The organism is Vibrio sp. 10N.222.48.A3, from assembly GCF_041475345.1.
GTDB classification, from domain to species: Bacteria; Pseudomonadota; Gammaproteobacteria; order Enterobacterales; family Vibrionaceae; genus Vibrio; species Vibrio tasmaniensis_A.
On the sequence record NZ_JBFRVX010000862.1, the window covers coordinates 1 to 1736 of the forward strand.

Genomic DNA, 1736 nt, shown 5'->3' on the forward strand with positions numbered 1-1736 from the left:
ATCGAGTGTGGTGAGCAGAACAAAGACAAAGGCCAACCAGTTAACCGAATTCGTTATTGGGAAGGGTTAGCTGCGCATTATCTGATCCCTGTAGAAGCGGATGAAGCCAATACATGCTGGCAGCAAACGCCTTACGGAAGCTTGAACTTGAATGGTGCGACTGATGTGTTGTACACCAACTGGGACGGTAACTGGAAATACTACGCAGACCGCCCAGAAGGCTATTCATTTGAGTGTGAGCTTGTTGGTTTCCAAACCGCTTATTCAGCCTTGGTGGCCGGAGATTATGAGAAGTGTGTGACCAATTTTTATGGATCACATGCGAGTTGGCCTGAAGTGAAAGTGGTCGATAAGCTTGATCCGGTTGACCCTGGTACTAACCCCGGAGGTAACGGTTGGAGTGCGAGTAAAGTTTACAATGCTGGCGACCAAGTCACTCACAACGGTGCGACTTACCAAGCTAAATGGTGGACTCAAGGGGATGATCCTGCCAATGGCGGCCCTTGGAAATTTGTAGCGGGTGAACCAACACCACCCGTAGTGACAGATCCATCGCCAGTTGACCCTACACCTGTCGATCCTGCTCCGGTAGACCCAACACCGGTTGAACCACCTGTGACTGAGCCGCCTGTCGTTGTTGATCCATCGGTGTTTATCACATGGCAAGCGGGTGTTAGCCAAGTGAGCAATGGCGACAAGGTGACGCATAACGGCAAGTGTTTCGTGGCTAAAAACGGTCCGGGTGTCTGGGAAAGCCCTGTTCAATCGAACTGGTTTTGGGATGAAATTAGTTGTAAATAATTGACTTAAGCAAGCCTCCTAGAGGCTTGCTTGTTCAGTGACAGTTATACGACACTTCCCTTGCTTTCTATTACAGTAGTGCTTTCCATTTATCGATAAACTGTGTTCGTGAATAATTCGATTACAGGGCAATTAAAATGAAGTTAAAGCTATCTATTCTTGCGTTATTGGTAACTGGAGTTACTGGGTGTAACAGTACGCCGCAGTCAGGTCTCGAGCAAAGTTTGGGCTGGGGTAATTATGGCAGTTTGAGTTTTGAAACGAGCTCTGAAGGTATTGTTGCTCAGCGTTATCAAGTATTAAAAAGTCCTGTAGGCCAAATCACGTCTATAGAGGAACAAGGTAACCAAATTCATGTTATTCAAACACTTGAAGGCGCTTTAATTAAAGGTGTCGATAGTACAGGCATTATGAATTACGAAGGCTGTATGGAGTCTGTTGGGGAAGTTGATGCTGCTGTTAATGCATACCCGTCAATCGTTCAATTCTTATTAAAGCAAGCTGCGCCTCAAGGTCCTAATTCTGTATCAACATCATTACCTTTCACTGTCTCAGAGTCAGCCAATAACGCTCAAATTTACATTGGTGAAGCAACTTCTGTAGAAATTGAAGGTGAAAGCTATCCTATCGGTCCTATGATCGAACTTTCTGCGCCGTGGGGGGCATCTGGCCAAATCACATCTGTAGATGCGACAACCTTTGAATTTTCATATTTTACGACTAACGATGGCCACAAAGATACGGTTGATATCCGTGGTGCATGGAGCCAAAGTATGGGCCCGATGGATAAGTTTAACCAAGAACCTTCGGGAGAGTGGTTAGCGTGTGTAAAGCCCGAGGTTCAAGCGGTCTTGATGGAACAAAGCCCTAAACGAGTTGGCGAGATACTTGAAATCATCACGAAAGCCGAACTGGCGAACGATGCAATCTAAGAT

2 protein-coding genes are annotated in these 1736 nt (G+C 46.1%); both read left to right on the forward strand.

All coding sequences use genetic code 11. The features are described from left to right. Positions 1-801 (forward strand): carbohydrate-binding protein (locus AB4653_RS20955; protein ID WP_372105236.1); only part of this gene is annotated, 801 nt, incomplete at its 5' end. A gap of 137 nt (positions 802-938) precedes the next feature. Then, the gene (locus AB4653_RS20960; protein WP_017098063.1) at positions 939-1733 is read left to right on the forward strand and encodes a hypothetical protein; all 795 of its coding nucleotides are present in this window, start codon (positions 939-941) and stop codon (positions 1731-1733) included. Positions 1734-1736 lie beyond the last annotated feature (3 nt).

Excerpts from the sequence above, each read along its gene's own strand:
- AB4653_RS20960 (WP_017098063.1), top strand. The coding sequence starts at position 939 with ATGAAGTTAAAGCTATCTATTCTTGCGTTATTGGTAACTGGAGTTACT.